Annotated in this window: 13 protein-coding genes and 1 pseudogene; 6 read left to right on the forward strand and 8 right to left on the reverse strand. The window is 74.0% G+C overall.

The genetic code is table 11. From position 1 onward, the window contains the following. The first annotated feature begins 20 nt into the window (after nucleotides 1–20). The gene (locus tag ABZ079_RS27030) at nucleotides 21–407 is read left to right on the forward strand and encodes a PPOX class F420-dependent oxidoreductase (protein WP_356942047.1); all 387 of its coding nucleotides are present in this window, start codon (nucleotides 21–23) and stop codon (nucleotides 405–407) included. Between the two features lie 21 nt (nucleotides 408–428). On the opposite strand, the gene ABZ079_RS27035 is transcribed toward ABZ079_RS27030, so the two are convergent. After that, a complete protein-coding gene (locus tag ABZ079_RS27035) occupies nucleotides 429–3,194 on the reverse strand; it encodes a hypothetical protein (RefSeq protein WP_356942048.1) in 2,766 nt (921 codons plus the stop codon). A 558-nt stretch (nucleotides 3,195–3,752) separates the two neighbouring features. On the opposite strand from ABZ079_RS27035, the gene ABZ079_RS27040 reads away from it, so the two are divergent. Together ABZ079_RS27040 and ABZ079_RS27045 are read left to right on the forward strand one after the other, a co-directional pair. Further along, complete coding sequence (locus ABZ079_RS27040) at nucleotides 3,753–3,965, forward strand: hypothetical protein (protein WP_356942049.1); 213 nt, start codon at nucleotides 3,753–3,755, stop codon at nucleotides 3,963–3,965. A 220-nt stretch (nucleotides 3,966–4,185) separates the two neighbouring features. Next, entirely contained in the window at nucleotides 4,186–4,371 is a 186-nt protein-coding gene (locus ABZ079_RS27045) for a hypothetical protein (protein WP_356942050.1), read from the forward strand. A gap of 39 nt (nucleotides 4,372–4,410) precedes the next feature. Here the strand turns inward: ABZ079_RS27045 and ABZ079_RS27050 are convergent, their stop codons facing one another. Beyond that, nucleotides 4,411–4,827 carry a zinc ribbon domain-containing protein gene (locus ABZ079_RS27050; RefSeq protein ID WP_356942051.1) on the reverse strand — a complete coding sequence of 139 codons (417 nt, stop codon included), beginning with the start codon at nucleotides 4,825–4,827 and terminating at the stop codon, nucleotides 4,411–4,413. Between the two features lie 158 nt (nucleotides 4,828–4,985). Continuing rightward, the gene (locus ABZ079_RS27055) at nucleotides 4,986–5,729 is read right to left on the reverse strand and encodes a TetR family transcriptional regulator (RefSeq protein WP_356942052.1); all 744 of its coding nucleotides are present in this window, start codon (nucleotides 5,727–5,729) and stop codon (nucleotides 4,986–4,988) included. Nucleotides 5,730–6,576: 847 nt separating this feature from the next. On the opposite strand from ABZ079_RS27055, the gene ABZ079_RS27060 reads away from it, so the two are divergent. Further along, nucleotides 6,577–7,419, forward strand: coding sequence for a hypothetical protein (locus ABZ079_RS27060; protein ID WP_356942053.1), 843 nt, complete (start codon nucleotides 6,577–6,579; stop codon nucleotides 7,417–7,419). Here ABZ079_RS27060 and ABZ079_RS27065 read toward each other — a convergent pair. Further along, nucleotides 7,406–7,648 (reverse strand): annotated as a pseudogene (locus ABZ079_RS27065) (hypothetical protein); the annotation flags it as partial. The gene ABZ079_RS27060 and the pseudogene ABZ079_RS27065 sit on opposite strands and share 14 nt — an antisense overlap. Before the next feature lie 212 nt (nucleotides 7,649–7,860). Here ABZ079_RS27065 and ABZ079_RS27070 point away from each other — a divergent pair. After that, nucleotides 7,861–8,604: a peptidoglycan-binding domain-containing protein gene (locus ABZ079_RS27070; protein WP_356942054.1), complete on the forward strand. Its 744-nt coding sequence runs from the start codon at nucleotides 7,861–7,863 to the stop codon at nucleotides 8,602–8,604. A gap of 225 nt (nucleotides 8,605–8,829) precedes the next feature. Continuing rightward, nucleotides 8,830–9,303, forward strand: a complete 474-nt coding sequence (locus tag ABZ079_RS27075) for a flavin reductase family protein (protein ID WP_356942141.1) — start codon at nucleotides 8,830–8,832, stop codon at nucleotides 9,301–9,303. Nucleotides 9,304–9,385: 82 nt separating this feature from the next. On the opposite strand, the gene ABZ079_RS27080 is transcribed toward ABZ079_RS27075, so the two are convergent. The 4 genes from ABZ079_RS27080 to ABZ079_RS27095 all read right to left on the reverse strand — a co-directional run bounded on the left by ABZ079_RS27080 (nucleotide 9,386) and on the right by ABZ079_RS27095 (nucleotide 15,527). Continuing rightward, the gene (locus ABZ079_RS27080) at nucleotides 9,386–11,776 is read right to left on the reverse strand and encodes a SpoIIE family protein phosphatase (protein ID WP_356942142.1); all 2,391 of its coding nucleotides are present in this window, start codon (nucleotides 11,774–11,776) and stop codon (nucleotides 9,386–9,388) included. Between the two features lie 177 nt (nucleotides 11,777–11,953). Beyond that, complete coding sequence (locus ABZ079_RS27085; protein WP_356942055.1) at nucleotides 11,954–12,334, reverse strand: hypothetical protein; 381 nt, start codon at nucleotides 12,332–12,334, stop codon at nucleotides 11,954–11,956. Between the two features lie 468 nt (nucleotides 12,335–12,802). After that, entirely contained in the window at nucleotides 12,803–13,720 is a 918-nt protein-coding gene (locus ABZ079_RS27090; protein WP_356942143.1) for a MurR/RpiR family transcriptional regulator, read from the reverse strand. Nucleotides 13,721–13,799: 79 nt separating this feature from the next. Continuing rightward, nucleotides 13,800–15,527, reverse strand: a complete 1,728-nt coding sequence (locus ABZ079_RS27095; RefSeq protein WP_356942144.1) for a phospholipid carrier-dependent glycosyltransferase — start codon at nucleotides 15,525–15,527, stop codon at nucleotides 13,800–13,802. Between the last annotated feature and the right edge of the window lie 179 nt (nucleotides 15,528–15,706).

Here is a 15,706-nt window from a genome sequence, read left to right on the forward strand (position 1 = left end):
CGCCTCCTAGACTGCCGGACATGGACGACACGCGGCTGGAGCGGCTCGGCTCCGGGAAGTACCTGCTGGTGACCAGCTACCGCAAGAACGGCACCCCGGTCGCCACCCCCGTGTGGGTGGTCCGGGACGGTGACACCCTCGGTGTGTGGACGGCCGCCGACAGCTTCAAGGTCAAGCGGATCCGGCGCCGCCCGGACGTCCTCGTCGGCCCCTGCGACCTGCGCGGCAACCCCACCGGCGACCAGTCGCCGGCCACCGCCGAGATCGCCGACCCGGCCACCACCGCCCGCTACCGCGACCTCATCGCCCGCAAGTACGGTCTCGTCGGCCGCCTCACCCTGCTGGGCAGCCGGCTGCGACGCGGCCGGGACGGCACGGTGGGCATCCGGGTGACCCTCACGGACTGAGGGCCACCCGGGCGAGGCGTCCTAGGGCTGGGACGCGTTCACCACCGATCCGTTCAGCACCAGGCCGCCGGACTGCGGTTCATCGGTCTCCGGGTCGATCTGCCGGAACCGCACCGACTCCACGGGCTCCGTCACCCGGTCCTTCACCGTGGGCACGGTGATGTCGGCGCTGGTGCGCCCCGAAGGAATGTCCACCCACAGGTAGAGCCCGTCCACCTTGGACAGCCGGCGCTCCGGGTCCGGCTTCGCTCCGGCGGTGTCCCGCAGCCAGTTCGCCGGAACGTCCTTGGTGGACAACTCCGGACCGCTGACCGGCACGACCTTGAACAGCGCGCTCATGTCCACGTCGACCGCCTGGGACAGCGACACCCGCCACTTCAGCGAGTGCCCCTCGGAGACCCGGTCCGCGATAGGAGTGACGGTCATCGCGGGGGCCGGGTCGTCGTCGTGGACGGTGATCCCGCCGTGGTAGGAGCCCACGACCGCGCCGCGGACCGCCTTGACGAGAACGTCGTGCGACACGTCGGTGCCGTACCGCGTGTTGCCCTTCACCTCGACCGGTACGTCGAGATCATGGCCGCCCGCACGCACCGTGACCAACCGGTCCTTCGCCCGGCCGGTGGCCGGGTCGACGACGTACACCCGGACCTGCCCGCTGCCCCGGCCCGTCACCTGGACCGGAACGTGGTAGGTGCGCACGCCCGAGTCGCCCTCGTCCACGGTGGCGCGGCCGATGTCGACACGCGGCAGCGCGGCAGCCCGCACCGCGGGCGTCCCGGCCCGCCAGCCCCAGGCGTCCATGAGCCAGGCCCGCCCGGACGCCGAACGCGGCATCAGCACAAGGGACTTGACCGACTTCAGGTCGAGTCCGGCGCGGGTGGCCGCCGTCAGCGGCACCCGGAACTCGCGCGCCCAGTAGGACGCGGTCCGCTCACTGCCCGGCAGCCCGTCGGCCCGGACCCGGCCGAGCGTCGCCTTCCGGCCTGCGGCGTCGGTGAGGGACACGTCCAGCTGCGTCCCCCGGGAGTTGGGCGGCACGAACAGCCGCAGCGCCAGGGAGGTGGCACCGGACAGCGACAGAGGCTTCCTGGCGGTCACCCGCACCGGGCCACCGGCGTGCGTCCAGCGCAGCGCGACCGCCTTCCGGCCGGCCTCCCGGTCGGTCTCCCACTGCGCGAAGTGCGGCGAAGAGCCCTTCGCCCCCTGGCCCAGGCAGGCCTTGGCCGGGCTCGGGTCCACCGCGGCGCACAGCTTGCCGCCGGTCACCGACACCCCGCCGTCCGGCAGGAACCCGGCTCCCCGGCGCGCACCCACCGCGTGGCTGAGGACCCGCGCGGGGTCCGCCGACGGCGCCCGCTTCCCGGAGCCGTCCAGCAGCGGTCGCACCCGGTCGTCCCCGGCAAGGAACAGCCGCGCGGCGGCCGCGATGTACGTCGAGCCCGCCCGGTGCTGCTGGTCGGCGGTCAGCCGGGTCGCGGCACGCTTGCCGCACACCGGGTCCCGGTGCTGCGAGTCGTCGGAGAAGTCGTCCTGGGCGGGCGCCGCGGCCTGGCCCGGCGTCCACTCGGAGTTGAAGAAGTTGTGGTTCGCGCCGATGACGTACACGGCGCTGTGCAGCGCGGTACCGCTGCTGACCGCGCGCGTGCCGTCGACGTACACCTCGCCCTGCAGGTCGGAGACGTCACCGTCGCAGCCCGGCAGGATCGTCACGGACGGCACGTCGGGCACCGGGTTCTGACCGAAGACGGTGGGGCCGATGAGGACCGTGCCGCGGATGTTCCAGCGGACCGGGCCGTGGTAGCCGTCCTGGTCGGCGGGCGGCGGGTACAGGCTGTCCAGCGCCGCCCGGTTCACGCCCTCACCGCCGCGCGAGTGCCCCACCAGCAGCACCCGGGACAGATCGGCGCGGGGCGCGTCGCGTACGACCGCCGGTGCCGTCTCGGGGTGCTCGGCCCACTCGGCCCACCGGGCCAGGTGCTGCCGCACCAGCGAGGAACGGGCCTGCGCGCCGCCGTCCTCGGCCGCCCAGTCCTGGCCGTTGACGCCGTTCGCCGAGATCGACACGGTCACATAACCCTGCGAGGCCAGAAGCTTCTGGTCGCGCAGATAGCCGCGGTGGCTGGGCACCGGCTTCGTGCCGGCCTTGCAGGGCCATTCACCGGTGATGTCCTGGCCCTTGTAGCAGGTGGAGTGGCGGCCGTGCAGGAACAGCGCGAGCGGACGCCCACCGGACGCGCCGACCGGGGTGACGACCACCGCGCGCATCTCCACCGGCGCAGAAAGACCGGGCAGCCGGACCGACTTCAGTCCGTACTCGCCCGTCTTGGTGCGGTACGAACCGGGCTTGCCCGGGTCCACACCGTTGGCGGGCAGCGGGGCCGGCGGCCGGGCCGCCGACGCGGTACCGGCGGCGTCGGATGCGTCCAACCGGCGCCCGCCCGACCAGACCTGAAGACCGCTCAGCTTGTTCGTCCGCTGCGCGTCGAGTGGCAGCCGGAAGGTGTGCCCGTCCTTGCCCGGCTTCGGCACCCCCAACAGGCGTTCAGCTGAGCGGAATTCGACCCGGGCGTCCCCCATCGGCAGCGGCCGGTCCGACCGCCACTCCAGCTGCGGCGCCGAACGTCCGTCGGTGATCCGCCACCCGGGCGGCAGGGCCCCGCCGTCCGAGGCCGCCAACGTCCTCACCTGTGAAGGTGGTTGAGCTTGTGCGACTGCCACCCCAGGGGATGCTCCCGCCACCGCGAGCAGCGCGGCGGCGGTCACCCCTATGTACCGGGCACGGACCACTGTTCCTCCTCGAACCCCGAGCACGGGCGTCCCGTCCGTACCGGGAGCCCCTCGCCCCCGGAGGATGGAACGGGGAGCCTGCGGGTTGCCTGTGCGGCGGAGGTGATCGATCACACCCGGCACCGGCCCGACGGAGGGCGCCGGCCACGCGGTTGCGGGACCGCGCCCCGCTGGCGATCTCCGTGGCGCCCAGCCGCCCGATCGCCGGGGGCCGGCGAGCACGTTGCCAGGGCGGTCCAGCGGCTACCGCGCTCGCGGCGCCGGACCTGCATCGATCACCGGCCCCTGCGGGGAGCGAGCGCGACGTCCGTCTCATCCGCGACTGGACGGCGAATGGCAGGGAGAGGCCACCCCCATGAGCCGAACTCGGCATCCGCTGTGCGCCGCCATCGTGGGAACCGGGCGCGGACCACCGCCGCCCAGTCGGACCCCGACCGCCTCCCCGAGACGCTCGCCGGGAGGACTTGGGACAGGCGTCGTCACCCCCGTCGGCTCCGCCCGCGACCACTCCATCGTGGCCACCCCTGCGGGCCGCTGCCGGGCGGTCACCGGGAAGCCGTGACCGTCGGCGCCGGGCGCTGCGCCCGCGTCCTCGAAACCGCCGAGGCCACCGGCACCTACCTGGCCGTCGCCTTCGCCCACCGCTTCCACCCGGTGCACGAGACGCCACGTCGGCCACTGGAAGTGCGCACCCTGCCCGGCCGCTGGCTCGACGCCGAGCACGACGACGGCTGCCTGCGCCTGACCGCAACGTCCTCGACGGCCCCATGACCATCGGGGCGACAAGTCGGTCCTCGTCCGTTGTACGCGCGGCGCCACGGCGACCTACGCAGCCACCGGCCTCGCGGGTCTCGGCCGTCAGCGGCGCCCCGCACGGGGACACCCCCGGCACAAGGGCGGCGTACGGCTCCCCCTGGGCCCGCGGTGGCGGCCGCCGGACGGCGTCCCGCTTGCGGCCGGGCACGGGGCACACGGCGGGGGAGCCCCCGCGTTGGACGCGCTGTTCGGTCCGGTGGACGCAACCGGCCACGCGGTGGACGCACCGGCCTGCGCGCCGACGGCCGCCGCACGCGACGGAGCGCTCGCCCTCGCCGTCGGCCTCGGCGCCGACCGTGCCTTCGAGACCGGGCGACCCGTCGCCGTAAAGGAGTTGATGCCGGAGCGGTGGCGCCGGTGACGCGGCGGCCGGCCGCCCGCCCTCAGTCGCGTACGGCCGTCAGGTCCAGGCCCGGTAGTGCTCGTCCACCAGCTGGAAGACCGGCTCGCCGCGCACCGGGTCCTTGGCGGTCGACAGCCGGACCCGGTCGCCGCTGTGGATGCCGACCGGAGGGCCCATGACCCTGCCCCGGACGACGAACCCCTCGGCCATCTCTATGAGCGACACATTGCGCGCCGCCGGGGTGTTGCGGTGCACCACGGTCGAGTGCCGGACGGTGCCGATGCCCTCGCTGCGCTCCGTGCGCAGGTCGCTGCCCTGACACACCGGACACAGCAGCCGGTGGTACATCGCCGTGCCGCACCAGGTGCAGCGTTGGAAGAGGATGGCGTCCCTGGAGTCCGCGGCAGCGGGGTCGAGAACACCCGCCGCGGAACCGGCCGCCGGATGCGTGGCGCTTGCTGAGTGGTGGTACACGCTGGTCAACTCCCTGCGCTCGGCCGGAATCCCGCGTGCCCGGCGCGACCGCGCACGCGTGTGCCCGGTAGCCGTGCCACCGTGCACGCCGACAGGGTATGGCACTCAGTGTCACCCGTAAAGGCACTCCGTACCCTGAATTTCCGGCCCTCGCGGGATCAGGCGCGACCGAGGGCCGTCTCCCACTCCTGCACCACCCGCCATACCGGGGCGTCCCGGCGCGAGACGAGCACCACCACGTCCTCGGGGTGCTCGTCCTGCTCGCCCGCCGGCACCGGCCCGATCCGGCCGGCTCGCGTGGTGGCATCCGGGCGGCCGAACGCCCGCTGCACGTACCCGAGGGCGTGGTCCACCGCCGCACCCGCGTCATCCCTGCCGTCCGACCGCAGCCAGGAGCGCAGGGCGTTGTTGTGCGCGGCGACGACCGCGGCCGCGATCACATCGGCCCGCAGTGTCCCGTCGGGCCGACCGGCGAACCGCCCGCGCAGGTACTCGGCGAGCGCACGCTCGTAGCGCCACACCACCGACAGCTCGTAGGCGCGCAGGCCCGGCACCTTCTTGGTGAGGCGGTAGCGCTGGACGGAGAAGGTCGGGTTCTCCGCGTACATCCGCAACACCATCCGGGCCGCGTCGCACACCCGCCGCACCGGTTCGTGTTCCTCGCCGCTCGCCGCGAGAAAGGCGGTCATGTCGGCCAGGCAGCCCTCGTGGTCGGGGAAGACCACGTCCTCCTTGGAGGGGAAGTAGCGGAAGAACGAACGCCGGCCGACCCCGGCCAGCGCCACGATGTCGTCCACGGTGGTCTGTTCGTACCCGCGTTCCAGAAAGAGCCGGAAGGCCGCCGCTACCAGGGCGTCCCGCATCGGCGGCTTCGCGGCCGGCGCCGCACTGCTGGAGCTCATGGACGGGAAACGTAGCACCCGGAGCGCATTCCTGGCACTCAGTGCAGGGTGCTGCCCCGTATGGGGGAACTGAGTGCTGCGAGGACGCCGGGTGAATATCGAAGTGTTCCGATCGACGGGGTCGATCAGCGAACATCTCCGGGCTGCGCACCGTCCGCGAGACGGCGCCCGCGATCGGCGCGGACGCCCCCTTCGCCGCCCTGGCACCGCACCACCGATACCGCCGCCTCGGTGCGCAGCCCCACCGGCGCCGAGTCCGACACCCGCGCCGGGAGACTGGAACCCCGGTTCCTGGACGCCGTCCAGCGGGAGGCCACCCTGCTTCCGGGCGGGCGCGAGCTCCTCGCCCTGCTCCAGGAGTCGGACACCCTCGGCGGCCCCGGTGCCGGCGTCCTCGCGGCCCGTCGTGGACGCCGTCCCGGGCATGCCCGCCGCGGAGGGCCCCCGCCTTCTACGCCACGCCGCCGCGGGCGAGTCCCGCCGGACCAAACCCACTCCCGACGCCTACCTGGCCGCCACCCCGGGCCCTGCGCGACCACGGCGCCTGCCCCGCCGAGAACTCGCCCACCCACCGGGGTCACCGCGACCGAGGCGGCAGGCTGCCGTGGGCTCGCGGTGCCGTCGTGCACCCGGATCGCCCCGGCGCCCTGCCGCACCGTCCGCCGCGGTATGACGGGCCTGGCCGTCGCGACCTCTGGTCGGTCGGCCTCCAGTACCGGGGCGGCGGCCGGTGCCGGGGGCGGCCGAAGCGGCCGGCACGCAGCGACGTAACCTTTCTCCACCGCGCCGGCACCGGCCCCGCGCACACCGGCTTCGCCGAATACGGCCCCGCTCGAGGAGATCCCGCATGCCCCCCGTCCGCCCCCGCCTGCTCTACGTCACGGACCTGGCGTACCAGGCCCGCGGGCGCCGCTACTGCGACGAGGACATCCAGCTGACCTCCCGGCTGCGCGCACACTTCGAGTTGGCCCTGTGCCATCCGCGGGACGCGGCGGCCCTGATGGACGCCTTCGACGCGGTGGTCGTCCGCAACAGCGGTCCCGTGCTCGGCTACGAGAAGGAGTACGAAGCCTTCCGTGCGAGGGCGCTCGCCACCGGCGCCCCGGTGTACAACCCGCTCACCGGCAAGGCGGACATGGCCGGCAAGCGGTACCTGCTCGACCTGAGCGCCGTCGGTTTTCCCGTCATCCCGACCGTCGGCCGCGCCGAGGACCTGCACCGGCTGCCCTCGGCCGAGCGCTATGTGGTCAAGCCCAGGCTCGGTGCGGACTCCCTCGGCATGCGGATCGTCCCGGCCGGGCAGATCGCCTCGCTCGCGACCGGCGACGTCCTGATCCAGCCCTGCGTCGACTTCGCCTACGAGGTGTCCTTCTACTTCGTGGACGACGACTTCCAGTACGCCCTCTACGCCCCCCACCCCGATCGCCGCTGGGACCTCGAGCCCTATGCGGCCACCGCCGCCGACCTGGAGTTCGCCCGGAGATTCATCGACTGGAACGACCTCGGGCACGGCATCCAGCGTGTCGACGCCTGCCGGGCCCCCGACGGCGGGCTGCTCCTGGTCGAACTGGAGGATTTCAACCCCTACCTGTCCCTGGAGGCCCTGCCGGAGGAGGCCAGGGACGCCTTCGGCACCGCGTTCACGGCGTCCCTGAGCCGGTTCGTGCGGGGAGCGCTCAGCCCGGCCTGACGGTGATCCGCTGCGAGGCGCCCGCCGTGCCGTCAGGTCGCCGAAGGGCCTCGGCCGGCACCGGCTCCGCCCTGACGCCGGGAGCGTGGCCGGTGCGGACGTGCCGGCGGCGACCGCCCGCCGCCAGGCCGGGGTCTGCCCGGTCCGCACGCATCGGATCGCTCACGGCGATCACGGCGGTGCCGTCCCCCTTCTCGCTGGTCACCACGCAGCATGGATCGCTCGCGGTGAGCGTCCGGCCGTACCGTGGGACCGGAAGGTGACCCCCGCGAAGCCGAGCGAGGGAACAGAACGCCTTGCCGGCTGTCGGCGTCGGCGAGCCCGGCCGGCCGGCCGCCCGGGACGCCGCCGACGGGGCCCGACTGAACGGGGCCGCGGCGCGCGCCGTATCTCACCACGGGGACCCGGACTCCCGTACACACGGGACGGAAGGAGAGCCAGGTGCCGACACCGCCCGAACCCGAACCGCCACATCCCGGACCGGTCCTGGAACCCGTCCGGGTCCTGCGGCTCCGCCGCTTCGACGCCCTCGCGGAGCTGATGCGGGAGATGCGCCCGGACCCGGTCGCATACGAGCCCGTCGGCACGCCACCCGGGCCGCACCGCACCGCGGCCCGGCCCCCGGCGGCCGCCGAGGAGGAGACCCGGGAACTGCCGCCCGTGCCGGCCGGCCGTCCCCGGACCACGCCCACCACCGGCGTGTTCGGTCCCGGACTCCGGCGGGCCGCCGTCGCCGTGGCCGTGGTGGCGGCCGCACTCGCCGGATTCGGCTGCGCCCTGCTGCTTCCCGGCCGCCAGGAGGCCGCCGCGACCCCACGGCCCACCGGGCCCGCGACGACCGCACCGCCCGCCGCCGCGCCGGCCACTCCGGTCCCCGACTCACCCGCTCCCACCGCGTCGGCAGCACCCACCGCCGCCGACCCCGGCGCCCCCGACCCCGACGGCCCCGGCACCCTCCGCCAGGGCGACACCGGCCCCGAGGTCACCGACCTGCAGGAACGCCTCCTGAGCGTCCCGGACGTCTACCGCGGCGGCTCCACCAGCGGTACCTACGACACGACGCTCACCGAAGCCGTGGCCCGCTTCCAGCTCTGGTACGGCATCAGCGGCGACGAGACCGGCGTCTACGGCAACGACACGCGCCGCGCCCTGGAATCACGGACCGGCCCCGGCGACGATTCGTGAGCGGCGGGCCGGGAACACCAGGGAGGCGAGGCGGGCGTACCCACGTCCACTGTGGGAACTGAGACGGGCCCGAGCGGCGAACGGGAGCGAAGCGGCATGGCGAACACGGAGCCGGAGACCGGCGGCACGGCGCAAACCCCCGGGGGGACGGAGAACCTCGGCACGGCGGCGACCTCCGACACGGCGGCGACCTCCGACACGGCGGCGACCTCCGACACGGCGGGTATGGACGGCTTCTTCGACCGGCTGGACCCCGACATGTGCGTCGTCACGGCCGTGGCCGACGGTGAGCGCGCCGGGTGCCTGGTGGGCTTCGCCTCGCAGTGCTCCATCCACCCGCCCCGGTTCACCGTGTGGCTGTCCAAGGCCAACCACACCTACCGCGTCGCCCGGGCCGCGCAGCACCTCGCCGTTCACCTGCTCACCCGGGACCAGCAGGGCCTCGCCCGGCTCTTCGGGGGCGAGACGGGCGACGAGGTCGACAAGTTCGCGCGGCTGGACTGGTGGGAGGGGCCCGGCGGCGCGGCCGTCCTCACGGACGCGGCGGGCTGGTTCGTCGGCACCATCCTCCACCGCACCGACGGCGGCGACCATGTCGGCTTCGTCCTCGACCCGCTGCGGTGGGGCGAGGGGCGGGGCGGGCCGCTGCTGCGCCTGTCCGACGCGGTCGGCATCGACGCCGGCCACCCGGTGGACTGAGCCGATGGACCACCCTCCGCCGGGACGTGGACCGGGGTGCCCCGGCCGCCGTTTAGCCGGAGGGCGGCCACCGCGATACCGGCTAGGCGTACCCGTCCTGCACGTCCCCCTCCAGCGGCATCCTGATGTCCAGCACGCACACGTCGTCCCGCCGCTCGTCCGCGAGCATCGTGGCGAGCAGCGCGTCCAGCGAGCCGGACTCACCGCAGCCGTGGGAGCGCACCGCCTCGGCCAGCCGGGTGAAGCCCCCGTCCAGTCCCTCGCCGGGGCGTTCGACCAGGCCGTCCGTGTACAGCAGCAGCCGGTCGCCGGGTTCCAGGCGGAGTTCCGCCGACTCAAAGACGGGGGCCCCGCTCGCGCCGAGCAGCATGCCGCCGGGACGGTCGAGGTAGCGCACCTCGCCGTGGCGCACCAGCAGGGGCGGTGGGTGCCCGGCCTGCGCCCAGGCAAGAACCTGCTCGTCGGGGTCGTACCGGGCCAGAACCATGGTGGCGGTGGTCTGGCTGTCCCGGGAGTGCAGCAGCAGCTGGTTGAGCCGCGCCAGCGCCCCGGTCAGCGAGGAACCGGTGCTGACCATGCCCTTGGCGGTGAACCGCAGCTGCGCCATCGTGGCGACGGCGTCGATGCCGTGACCCGCCACGTCGCCGACGACGAACAGGGCGTCGTAGTCGGGCAGCTCGATGGCGCTGAACCAGTCGCCGCCGACGTGGATGCCGGACTGCGCGGGCAGATACGCGACCTCGACGCGCAGCCCGGCCAGCCGGACCGGCTTGCTGGGTAGCGGCAGCAGGGCGTGCTGCAACCGGGCGGCCAGGGCCCGCTCGGCCTGCAGGATCCCGCGCTGCAGCAGCATCGCGCGCTCGCTCTCCACCAGCGCGAGTTCCGCGCTGCGCTGCGCGGTGAGGTCCTGCACGAAGCCGTGCACCTCGACCGGGGAGCCGTCCGGTTCGGTGACGGCCTCCGCGACCATCCGCAGATGCCGGACGCCCTGGGGTGTCTCGATGCGGAACGGTACGTCGAACGGGCGGGCGTTGCGGACGAGTTCGCCGATGGCGCGGGTCAGGGGCCCCGCGTCCTCCGGCAGGGCCTGGCCCGGCAGCTGGTCCAGCCGGAGCGGTCCCCGTGCGGGGCCCCGGCCGAGCACGGTGTACGCCTGTGCGGACCAGGAGATCTCCTGGGTGATCAGGTTCCAGTTCGCCCAGCCGAGGTTGCCGAGCCGCTGCACGTCCGCGAGGCGCTGCTCCTGGCGCTCCACGGGGTCGTGGCGCAGCCAGGTCACCAGCAGGCCGTCGCCCAGCGGGGCGGCCCGTACCGAGTAGGTGGCGGTCACGGGTGCTCCGTCGGAGATGTCCTGATAGACGAAGGGCTCGCCGTCGAACGGCACTCCGGTCTCGAGGGCCTGCAGATAGCCGTGCCACAGCGATTCGCCCGCCACGGACGGGTAGCTCTCCAGGATGTGCTTGCCGACCATGTCCCGTCCGGTGCGGCCGAACACGTCGACCGCTTCCGCGGTGGCCGCGTCGATGCGGTAGTCCTCCACCTCGCCGGAGGCGGTGCGCAGCGGGGTGAGCAGGATCGCGGCGCCCGGCAGCGCGTCGAAGACCGCCTGGACGGTCTGGGTGACGCCGTCCTCGTCGGGGCGTTCGGGCGGGGCGTCGAAGGCCCGCAGCCGGCCCGCGCACAACCGGGCCACGGCCTGCAGCAGCTCCCGCTCGTGCGGCTTGAACGGCCGGCCGTGCCGGCGCAGCACGCCCAGGGCGACGCAGGCGGCGTTCCCGGCGGGAACGGGCAGCCAGGCCCGGGTGAGCCACCGTTCGGGCGGGTTCCCGATCAGCAGGTACCGGGTGCGGTCCGCGGGGAGGTCCTCCAGCCACCGTGGCTCGCCGGCCTGCAGGGCGTCGAACGCGGGCACCCCGCTCAGCGGGGGGACGTGCCGCCACTGGGCGGCGAGGGTGGCGTCGATGCCGGCGTGCCCGATCAGTTCGAGCCCGCCCTCGGGCAGCCGTTCGTAGAGCATCACGGCGTCGGCCCGCACCTCGGGCGTCAGGTGTTCCAGCAGGCAGCCGGCCAGCTCGTGCGGCGAGCCGACCCGGACCAGATCCCGGCCGATGTGCCCCAGCACCTCCGCCATGTCCACGGTGCCGGCGGGCGCGCCGTCCCCGGAGGCGACGGTGGCGGGTGGTCTCATGGGTGACGCCGGGGCGGTGCCGGAGGGCTGTTCCCGGGGCGGCGGCAGGGCGCCCAGGGTGAGCCAGCACTGTTCGAGGAGTGTGCGGTTGCCGTCCTTGGCGCGCTGCAGCAGTTCCTCGTGGGCGGCGCTCGGGGTATACCCGGTGACCGCCATCAGGGCGCCCTTGGCCCGCTCCAGGACCGCCGAGGTCGCGGCCACGTCCCGCAGCCGTTCGATCTCGGCGCGCTGCCGGGCCACGACCTCGGCCAGCGCCGTCAGATCGGCGCCGTGGCCGGGGTCCATCGGGGGCGCGGGCTCGCTCGTCACGCGATGAGCATTGCACACCTGGGGCCCTCCGATCACTCGTCTGCCGGATCGGGGCTCGGGGCTCGGGGCGCGGTTCACGGGGAGGCGGGCCGGCCGCGCGAAGGCGCGAACGGCACGGGCCGGAACCGGCGGGGGCGGGAGGCGGGTGGGGGTTCAGCGGCCCGTGCCGCGGCCGCCGAGCGCCTCGGAGACCGCGCGGACGCTGCGCGCGATGTGCTGCAGCTGCAGGACCTCGGCCGCGTACATCTTGATCGTGTGCTCGATGACCGACTCGGGCAGCCCGAGCATCGGCAGTTCGGCCCGCGCGGTCTGCAGTGCGGTCCGCGCCACCCGGATCTCCTGCTGGACCTGGATCTGTGCGTGCCGGGCGAGCAGGACGGGATGCCGGATGAGTGCCGGATAGCTGGCGTAACGCGCGGGGATCAGCTCGCGCAGCCACTTGGCCGCGGAGCGCTCCCAGTCGTAACTGCCCGGCGTCTTGACCTGACAGGGCCAGTCGGGGCTGATGCGCGTGCTGGTCAGGGGCATGATCATCGCTTCCGGTGTGCGGCGTCGTGAGGGTGGTCCGACGGGTTCGGGGCGGCTCCGGCCTAGGGGATGGCCGGGGCCGCCCCGGGCGCGTCGCGCAGACGATGCGCCCCGGTACACCCCGGGCGCCGACGTGGGTAGGAGACGGCGGCTGGGGGTGTCCGCGCGAGGGCCCCGGGCGTCGGGAGGCGGCGCTGCGTGCGGTGGTGCATACGCATGGGCGGTCCGTCGGCTTTCTCGGGGCGGTGTACGAGCAGTGGGTCCGCGGGTGCGGAACGTGCCCGTGAGTGGTTCGGGCGCGATCCGTGAGCAGTATTTATATATGCCGACCGCTTTGCAAGACGTATGAAAACATTCATGCGCGAAATGCGGTGAATGGTCCCCGTCCGGGTGGCGGAGACCGCAAGATCTTCACGAGTCCCCGGGTCCGACGGAAGGATCGGCCGGGCGGGTCCGGCCGTGGTGGGAGACCGATCAGTCCTTCAGGAAGAACTGGTGCTGATCGGAGAGCTGTTCGTACTTCTCCAGGCGGGCCTGGGTGCGCTCCGGATCGGCGTCGGTCATGGCCTGCAGCAGCGCCGCGGCCAGCACACCCGGCGCGGCGTAGGAGTCGAAGACCATCCGGGAGCCGGTGCCGGTGGCGAAGGCGACGTCGGCCTCGTCGGCCAGTGGCCCGAGCGCCAGATCGGTCACCAGGGCGACCTTCAGACCGGCACCGCGCGCCACCCGGATCGCCTGGAGCGTCTCCTGGGAGTGCCGGGGCATGGCGAAGGCCAGCACCCAGGTGCCGCCGGCCTCGCGGGCCTGCAGCAGCGTGTCGTAGGCCACGCTGCCGCCCCGGGTCACCAGCCGCACGTCGGGGTGGATGCGGCGGGCGGCGTAGCCGAAGTACTCGGCCAGCGACACCGAGATGCGCAGGCCCAGCACGGTCAGCGGGGTGGAGCGGGACAGCTCGCGGCCGACGTGGATGACCCGGTCGGGGTTGGCGAAGTCACGCCGCAGGTTCTCCAGGTTCTCGATCTCGGCGTCGACGGCCGCCTGGAGTTCGTTGGCGCGGTCCTCCTCGCCGGGCCCGCCGGCGAGCGTGCTCAGCGCGATCGACTGGAGCCTCTCCCGCAGCGCGGGATAGCCGCTGAAGCCGACGGCCGCCGCGAAGCGGGTGACGGACGGCTGGCTGACGCCCACCCGGTCCGCCAGCTCGGTGATCGACAGGAACGCGGCCTCGGTGATGTGCTCGATCAGGTACTGGGCGATGCGCCGCTGCCCCGGTGACAGACGGGGGCCGTCGAACAGCTCCCTGAGCCGGGAGGTCGGGGCGGCCTCGGCCTCGGGCGCGGTCTTGCCCGAGGTGATCGCTGATGCCTGTGCGCGGGCCTGCTGCGGCGAGGGCACCGGTCCGCCTCCTTTGTCTGCCACGAGCACTCAACATAGCTCACCGACCGCCGTGACCAGGGGGTTGCGTGAGTGGCGCTCATCGCCGGTAGAGGCTGATCGAATGACCCACGTCACCGACCGGCCGGCTGCTGGCGATCAGCTCGGCGAGCCTCCCGTGCGCCTTGGCGACCGCCGAGTCCGACACCACCAGCAGCCCGTGCACCCGCTCCGGCGCCACCGTGCGCGGATCGGCGGCGTGGATGCCGTAGGACGACGGCACTCCGGCGCCCTTGTACACCAGCCACACCCGCTCGCCCGGGTACCGCCGGTGCAGCCGGTCCGCGAGCCGGCCCAAATCCTGCCCCCAGTCCACGTTCGAGTCGTGCAGCAGCCGATGGGTGTGCGCGGGGCCGCCGAACGCCTCGTTGGCGTACGGCAGGTAGTACGGGAACGTCCGCAGTGAACTCACAGCCGTGAACAGCACCAGCGCGCCGGTCAGGAGCCCGGCCCACCGCCGGCGCGGCGCGAGCACACAGGCCGCCGCCACCGCGGCGAACACCGGCACGAACAGCGCGTACCGGGTCCCGAAGTCGCGTGCCCCCGTCATCGCCACCGCGAGCAGCACCACGGGCGGCAGCAGCAGGTACGGCGCCGCGGGCCGCAGGCGTCGTACCGCCACGACCGCCACCGCACCGGCCGCGCCCAGCGCCAGCAGCCCGAGCGGCGTCTTCACCAGCAGGGCGGCGGGCAGGTAGTACCAGAGGGAGCCGGTGTACAGGTGACCGAAGAGATAGCCCTGCCACGGGTAGTCCTCCAGGCCGAACTGCACCCGCATCCCGGCCCGGTACGCAGGGGGGACGGGAAGGAGGTCCACCAGCCGGCCGCGCAACCCGTGGACGGCCGGGACGGGTTCGGCGGGGGCGAACCGCAGGCGGGGGTCGACGGCCAGGTACGCGGCCCACACGACGGCCAGCGCCACCAGCGCGACCACCGCGGCACCCACAAGCGCCGGCAGCACCTGTCGCCGGCGGCCGGCGGCCAGACCCGCGAGCCCCGGCAGCAGCTTCCCCCGCCGCCCCGCGGCCGACACCGACACCGCCGCCAGCGCCATCAGCAGCGGCACCGCCGGCAGCGCGCTCATCTTGGTCGCGGCAGCCGCCCCGAGAGCCGCCCCGGCGAGCGGCAGGTACGGTCCCGGCCGCCGTCGTGCCCGCCACACCAGCCAGACCGACGCCAGCACGAACCCGGCCGCGGGCACGTCCAGCGTGGCCAGTGAACCGTGCGCGATCACATCGGGCGAGAAGGCGTACAGCGCGAGCGCCACCAGTCCGCCCGCCGTCCCCGCCACCTCACGGGCGAACGCGAAGGCGACCAGTCCGAACAGCAGAGTCAGCGCGATCACCGGCAGCCGCGCTCCCAGCATCAGCCGCCAGGGGTCGTTGCCCGACTCGTACAGCAGATGCCGGCCCACGGCCCCCTGGGAGCCGGTGTACGACGGGTCGTAGCGCGGGTCGGCCACCGCCACACCGGCCGCGACCAGCAGCTTGCCGAGTGGCGGATGCTCGGGGTTGTAGCGCAGGCGGTGCCCGCGCAGATAGTCGGCGGCCGTCGCCACGTACACCGGTTCGTCGATGGTGGGTGTCTGCTGCATGGCCGTGGTGACCATCGCCGCCGCCATCTGTGCCAGCAGCACCACCACCAGCAGGGGCACCAGCCAGCGCCGGTGCCGGCGCGGCCCGGTGGACGGGCGGGCCGGGGACGGCCGCGCGGATCCCCCGACGGAGACCTCACGGGTGAGGAGCGTGTGCTCTTCGCTTGCCATCATCCGCCCCGCGGTGGCACCGGTCGTACGGCGGCGGAAGCGCTCGGGGGCCGGATCATGGCCCTGCCGTCGCACCGCTCCCGCCACCGGAGGCGTCACCGCTCCACGAGTCGTACCGACAGACCCTCTGCCGTGTACACGGGTACGGCCCGCAGCCGGGCGGAGTTCACCTCGATCCGGTC

Source organism: Streptomyces sp. NPDC006314 (assembly GCF_040613075.1).
Lineage (GTDB): Bacteria > Actinomycetota > Actinomycetes > Streptomycetales > Streptomycetaceae > Streptomyces.